We start from the raw sequence: 6170 nt of genomic DNA, 5'->3' as shown, positions 1-6170 counted from the left end.
TATATAAATAGTTATATCTACAAGGATTTCGTTATGCTTAAGATTGCAAAAATTGCCGTTGTGGCAGGGATTCTGGCCACGCTGACCGCTTGTACGGGTCATGTTGAAAACCGTAATAAAACCTGCTCGTATGATTACCTGCTGCACCCGGCAATCTCGATTTCTAAAATGATTGGCGGTTGCGGCGCAGCGGCTGAATAATCAATAAATCTCTTTGCGCAGATACAAAAAAACCGGGAAATTCCCGGTTTTTTCGGCAACGCAGAAAGCATTACGGCTTGGCAACAAAGCCAATAGCTTCATACACAGCTTTCAGCGTAACAGAGGCACGCGCACTGGCTTTTTCCGCACCCTCTTTCATCACTTTCTGCAGGAAGGCTTCATCGTTACGGAAACGGTGATAGCGCTCCTGGAGTTCGGTCAGCATGCCGGAGACGGCTTCTGCGACTTCCCCCTTCAGATGACCATACATTTTGCCTTCAAAGTGCTGTTCCAGCTCAGAAATGCTCTGACCAGTAACGGCAGAGAGAATATCCAGCAGGTTGGAAACACCCGCTTTATTCTGCACGTCGTAGCGCACAACCGGCGGCTCATCAGAGTCGGTCATTGCACGTTTGATTTTCTTAACCACTGATTTTGGATCTTCCAGCAGGCCGATCACGTTATTGCGGTTGTCATCCGACTTGGACATTTTCTTCGTCGGTTCAAGCAGCGACATGACGCGCGCACCGGATTTCGGAATAAACGGCTCAGGCACTTTGAAGATGTCGCCATACAGGGCGTTGAAGCGCTGGGCGATATCGCGGCTCAGTTCCAGATGCTGTTTCTGATCTTCACCAACCGGTACCTGGTTGGTCTGATACAACAGAATATCCGCCGCCATCAGCACCGGGTAATCAAACAACCCGGCGTTGATGTTCTCTGCATAACGTGCGGATTTATCTTTGAACTGGGTCATACGGCTCAGTTCACCGAAATAGGTGTAGCAGTTCAGTGCCCAGCCTAACTGTGCATGTTCCGGCACGTGCGACTGTACGAAGATGGTGCTTTTTTCAGGATCGATGCCACACGCCAGGTACAGCGCCAGCGTATCCAGCGTGGCTTTACGCAGTTGCTGGGCATCCTGACGAACGGTGATAGCATGTTGGTCAACGATGCAATAGATGCAATGGTAGTCATCCTGCATGCTCACCCACTGACGCAGCGCACCCATATAGTTGCCAATGGTCAATTCACCTGAGGGCTGTGCGCCACTAAAAACGATGGGCTTAGTCATTTTTTGATTCCTGATTTTCGCTATGCGGAAGCCCGAGAGCGGGCAGTAGTTCATTAATACGGTCGGATATGACGTCAGGCTGGCTCAGCGCAATTGACTCACCATAGTTATAGCCATAAGTCAGGCCAACGGATGGGCAGCCAGCAGCTTTTGCCGCCTGAATATCATTGCGTGAATCCCCGACGAAGAGCATTTGCTCAGGCTTGATACCAAGCTTGCTTGCCACCAACAGCAACGGGTCCGGATGCGGTTTTTTGTTCTGCACATCATCACCACCAATGACCACGCTAAAGTATTTGGCAATATCCAGCGCATCAAGTAACGGCGCGACAAACGGGGTCGGTTTATTGGTCACCAGACCCAGCGGCAATCCGTTGGCATGCAGTGCGCCCAACGTGTCGGCGACATCAGGGAACAGGAACGTCCCCTCTTCGGCGACATCGCCGTAATATCTATCGAACAGCTTGCGCAGAATTCGCACCTGTTCCGCAGCGGGAGTATCATCATCAACAGGCGGTTTGCCCATCGTTTTACGTAAGGTCGCACGCTCCTGACGAGACCAGGCAAGCGCACGCTCCATCAACACATCGGCACCATTACCAATCCAGGTAATGACACGCTCTTCACCCGCCACCGGTAGCTCCAGCGCATACAGCGCCATATCGACCGCAGCGGCTAATCCCGGCGCGCTGTCAACCAGCGTGCCGTCGAGGTCAAATGCTACGCCCCGAATGTCCTGAAATTTATCCATGACTTACCTTCGCCAGTTCATTGCGCATTTCATCAATGACTTTTTTGTAGTCTGGTTGGTCGAAAATAGCAGAGCCGGCGACAAACATATCCGCACCGGCAGCCGCGATCTCACCAATGTTGTTCACCTTGACGCCACCATCAACCTCCAGGCGGATGTCATAGCCAGATTCATCAATACGGCGACGCACTTCACGCAGCTTATCCAGCGTTTGCGGGATAAAGGACTGTCCACCAAAACCTGGGTTAACAGACATCAGTAGGATCACATCCAGCTTATCCATGACATAGTCCAGATAGCTCAGCGGAGTGGCCGGGTTGAACACCAGCCCCGCTTTACAGCCATGCTCTTTGATCAGTTGCAAAGTGCGATCGACGTGTTCGGAGGCTTCCGGATGAAAAGTAATGATGCTGGCACCGGCTGCTGCGAAGTCAGGGACAATTCGATCAACTGGCTTCACCATCAGATGAACATCAATCGGAGCGGTGATCCCATATTTACGCAGCGATTTCAGTACCATCGGGCCGATGGTCAGGTTCGGCACGTAGTGGTTGTCCATGACGTCGAAGTGAACGACATCAGCACCCGCCGTCAGTGCTTTCGCGGTGTCCTCACCCAGGCGGGCAAAATCAGCCGACAGAATTGAGGGGGCAATCAAATACTGTTTCATCCGCTTCTCCTTGAGAATTATTTTTTCGCAGGCGTTGCGACTCCTGGTTTGTATAGCGCCAGCAGTTCGTTCACCTTTTTACGTGTGCCGCCGTTGCTGCTTATACTGCGCCGCACTTTGACCTGAAAATGTTTCGCCGCTCGATACCATTCACGGGTATCCGGCGTGTCATGATTCGAAATTAACACCGGGATCTGCTTACTGACCAGCTTTTCTGCCATCTCGGCCAGATGCGCCTGCTCTTTCGGGCTAAAGCTGTTGGTATGATACGCGGTGAAATTTGCCGTCGCCGAGAGCGGTGCATATGGCGGGTCACAGTAGACCACAGAGTTGGTATCCGCGCGATCCATGCACTCTTCATAGGAGAGGCAATGGAACTCTGCATTTTGCGCTTTTTCGGCAAAATGGTACAACTCGGCTTCCGGGAAGTAGGGTTTTTTATAACGACCAAAGGGGACGTTAAACTCACCGCGCAGGTTATAACGGCATAACCCGTTATAGCCAAAACGGTTGAGATATAAGAACAGCACTGCACGTCGGAACGGGTCCTGGCAGGCATTAAATTCTTCCCGGAACTGGTAGTACACCTCAGCCTGATTCGTTTCAGGCATAAACAGCTCACGTGAAGCCTGCACATACTCATCGGTACGCGTCTTCACGATGTTATAGAGACTGATAAGGTCGCTGTTGATATCGGCAAGAATATAACGAGAAAAGTCGGTGTTGAGAAACACCGACCCGGCACCCACGAAGGGTTCAATCAGGCACTCACCCTGAGGTAAATGCCGTTTGATATCATCAAGCAGGGGGTATTTCCCCCCTGCCCATTTCAAAAAAGCGCGATTTTTTTTCATGCTGACTAACTAATTACACCTTCTCCGGCTGTGGAGAAAGCTCCGACAGCATCCTGCGCTTTAGTCTTTGTCCCGCAATTGGGCGAAACAGCAAACCATTGCAGAACATATCCTATCTTACTTCAAATCGGCCTGAACCTGGTGCAGCGGTTTTGCCCACGGGTTTTTCGCCTGAATGTCGGCGGGTAACGTAGACACTGCACGTTTCGCATCTTCTTTAGACGCATACACGCCCGTCACCAGAACATACCACGGTTGACCGTTACGCGTCGTCTGGTACACCACGTAGTTCTTCAGGTTCTCTTTCTTCGCCCAACCATTCAGGTTGTCGTAGTTAGAGGAACTGCTGAGCTGCAGCGTGTAGTGACTGGATGGCGCTGATTTTAACGCGCCAACGTTCCCTGCACTTTTCGCCCCACCCGCAACCGGTGTTGCTGTCGTTGGTGCAGGTGTTGCTGTCTGCTGAGCTGGCGCGGCGCTTGCCGTTGCTTTTGGCTCAGTTGACGCTTTTGGTGTCGGGGTTACCACTGGCGCTTTCGTTGTTGTCGTCGGCGCGGTCGCGGTCACAGTCGGTTTCGCCTGAGCGACAGGTTTTGGCTCTGCCGGCGTCGCTTTTACCGTGGTCTGCGGCTTGCTCTTCGGCTCAATAACAGCCTGTTTGCGTTCCTGATGCGCAGTTGCAGTACGTTCTGTTGGCTCAGTCTTCGCCGTCTGACGCCCTGCATTGCCATTGCGAACGGGTGCTACGGTAGCGGGTTCAGTTGGCAGCGTAGAGTTGACGACGACGTTGTTAACTTGTGCCTGACCTTGCGGCTGCGTCAGCGCATTGTTCAGATCGCCCTGAACTTCAACGCGCTGCTGACCTTCTGCTGTGGCAGGTGCCTGGCCTTGAGTTGGGGTAGAGGAAATCGGCGGCAGAGAAACATCCTGCTGCGTATTCCCAGCGGTCTGCTCAGCACCCGTCGCAGGCATTGTGGTGTTCGTCTGTTCCGTCGCATTGCTGCCAGAAAGATCGATGCTCTTCTCACCAGACGCAGCCTGCTCACTGGAAGAGGAAGATGAGGGGGCCTTCAGTGCGGAACCAATACCGACAATCAGCAGTAGCAGCACCAGAACACCCACACCCATCATAATGTACTGACGGGAGGCTGGTTTACTGACCGCTTTTTTACGCTTGCGTGGGCGACGTTCTACACGTTCTTCATCCACAACATCGTCATCAGATTCATAGTCTTCTTCAATGTCCTGCTCTTCATCACGCTCTTTACGTGCCCGCGCAGGACGGCGATCGTCGGCATCCAGATCAACATCATCAAAATTGATTTGCGGCTCATTATCGCGTTCAGACGATTGACGAGAACGACCAGTACGACGATCGCTGGGATCGGGTTTCAGCTCGTCTTCTGGTTTGAATTCATCCATTTAACACCCCACTCAAAGGTTAATGCTTACGACTTTGCACATAACCTGAAGCTAAAAGACTTACGCTTTACAACGCAAGCCTGACCTTTCTTGTTGTTACGCCTGCTGGCAATCAGCAATCGCGTTAAGAACCACCTCGTGCGACACTCCGCCGCGCACTTCACTCTTCCCTATTGCCCGCGGAAGCACTAAACGAATCTCTCCCGCCAACACTTTTTTATCTCGCAACATGTGCGGCAAATAAGCCTGTGTAGACATTTCACGCGGCCCATTCACCGGTAAACCTGCGCGCTGCAACAGCGTAATAATGCGCTGCGTTTCAGCGGAGGTAAACTGACCCAAACGTTCTGACGTGCGGGCAGCCATTACCATACCTGCTGCGACGGCTTCACCATGTAACCAATTGCCATAACCCATTTCAGCTTCGATAGCATGGCCAAACGTGTGTCCCAGATTCAGTAAAGCACGTAAGCCCATTTCGCGCTCGTCCGCGGCGACAACTTCTGCTTTCAGCTCACAACAACGGCGAATACAGTACGCCATTGCCGGACCGTCCAGACGTAATAATGCGTCCAGATTTTCTTCCAGCCAGCTGAAAAATTCACCGTCAAGGATGATGCCGTATTTGATCACTTCCGCCAGGCCCGATGCCAATTCACGCGCAGGAAGCGTTTTCAGACAGTCGAGATCCACCACCACGGAAGCCGGTTGGTAAAACGCGCCAATCATGTTTTTACCGAGGGGATGGTTTACGGCAGTTTTACCGCCTACGGAGGAGTCAACCTGCGACAACAGCGTTGTCGGGACTTGAATAAAACGAACACCACGCTGATAGCTGGCTGCTGCAAAACCGGTAAGATCGCCAATCACGCCGCCGCCAAGTGCGACCAGCGTGGTATCGCGACCATGCGGTTTTTGCAGTAACGCAGTGAAGACCGTATCCAGAACCGTCAGGCTTTTATACTGCTCGCCATCGGGAAGGATAACGCTATCTACGTTAACACCCGCCTGTTCAAGTACGCCGCGAACCTTATCGAGATAAAGGGGAGCCAGGGTTTCGTTGGTCACCAACATAACCTGATCGCCCGATTTCAGCGGTAAGAATGAAGCTGGCTCATTAAACAAACCAGCCGCGATGGTGATAGGGTAACTACGTTCCCCGAGAGTGACTGTAATCCTCTCCATTACGCGACATCC

General features: G+C 52.2%; 7 protein-coding genes. 1 reads left to right on the top strand and 6 read right to left on the bottom strand.

Going from position 1 to position 6170, the window contains the following annotated elements:
- Nucleotides 1–33 precede the first annotated feature (33 nt).
- The gene (locus NNN64_RS10970; RefSeq protein WP_271441406.1) at nt 34–201 is read left to right on the top strand and encodes a YhfL family protein; all 168 of its coding nucleotides are present in this window, start codon (nt 34–36) and stop codon (nt 199–201) included.
- Nucleotides 202–271: 70 nt separating this feature from the next.
- Here the strand turns inward: NNN64_RS10970 and trpS are convergent, their stop codons facing one another.
- The 6 genes from trpS to aroB all read right to left on the bottom strand — a co-directional run bounded on the left by trpS (nt 272) and on the right by aroB (nt 6158).
- Entirely contained in the window at nt 272–1276 is a 1005-nt protein-coding gene (gene trpS, locus NNN64_RS10965; protein ID WP_271441405.1) for a tryptophan--tRNA ligase, read from the bottom strand.
- Nucleotides 1269–2027: a phosphoglycolate phosphatase gene (gene gph, locus NNN64_RS10960; RefSeq protein WP_271441404.1), complete on the bottom strand. Its 759-nt coding sequence runs from the start codon at nt 2025–2027 to the stop codon at nt 1269–1271. The genes trpS and gph overlap by 8 nt, the downstream gene beginning before the upstream one ends.
- Nucleotides 2020–2697, bottom strand: a complete 678-nt coding sequence (gene rpe, locus NNN64_RS10955; protein WP_040231743.1) for a ribulose-phosphate 3-epimerase — start codon at nt 2695–2697, stop codon at nt 2020–2022. The genes gph and rpe overlap by 8 nt, the downstream gene beginning before the upstream one ends.
- Before the next feature lie 17 nt (nt 2698–2714).
- On the bottom strand, nt 2715–3551 hold the full coding sequence (gene dam / locus NNN64_RS10950) for an adenine-specific DNA-methyltransferase (RefSeq protein ID WP_137361508.1): 837 nt from the start codon (nt 3549–3551) through the stop codon (nt 2715–2717).
- A 117-nt stretch (nt 3552–3668) separates the two neighbouring features.
- The gene (gene damX / locus NNN64_RS10945) at nt 3669–4973 is read right to left on the bottom strand and encodes a cell division protein DamX (RefSeq protein ID WP_271441403.1); all 1305 of its coding nucleotides are present in this window, start codon (nt 4971–4973) and stop codon (nt 3669–3671) included.
- 96 nt (nt 4974–5069) lie between these two features.
- Nucleotides 5070–6158 (bottom strand): 3-dehydroquinate synthase, encoded by a 1089-nt coding sequence (gene aroB, locus NNN64_RS10940; protein ID WP_271441402.1) that lies wholly within the window; start codon nt 6156–6158, stop codon nt 5070–5072.
- Nucleotides 6159–6170 lie beyond the last annotated feature (12 nt).

This window comes from Citrobacter sp. Igbk 14, from assembly GCF_028069825.1.
In the GTDB taxonomy this organism is placed as follows: Bacteria; Pseudomonadota; Gammaproteobacteria; order Enterobacterales; family Enterobacteriaceae; genus Citrobacter.
The sequence above is the reverse complement of the archived record's forward strand: the minus strand, read 5'-3'. Positions and strand labels throughout refer to the sequence as shown.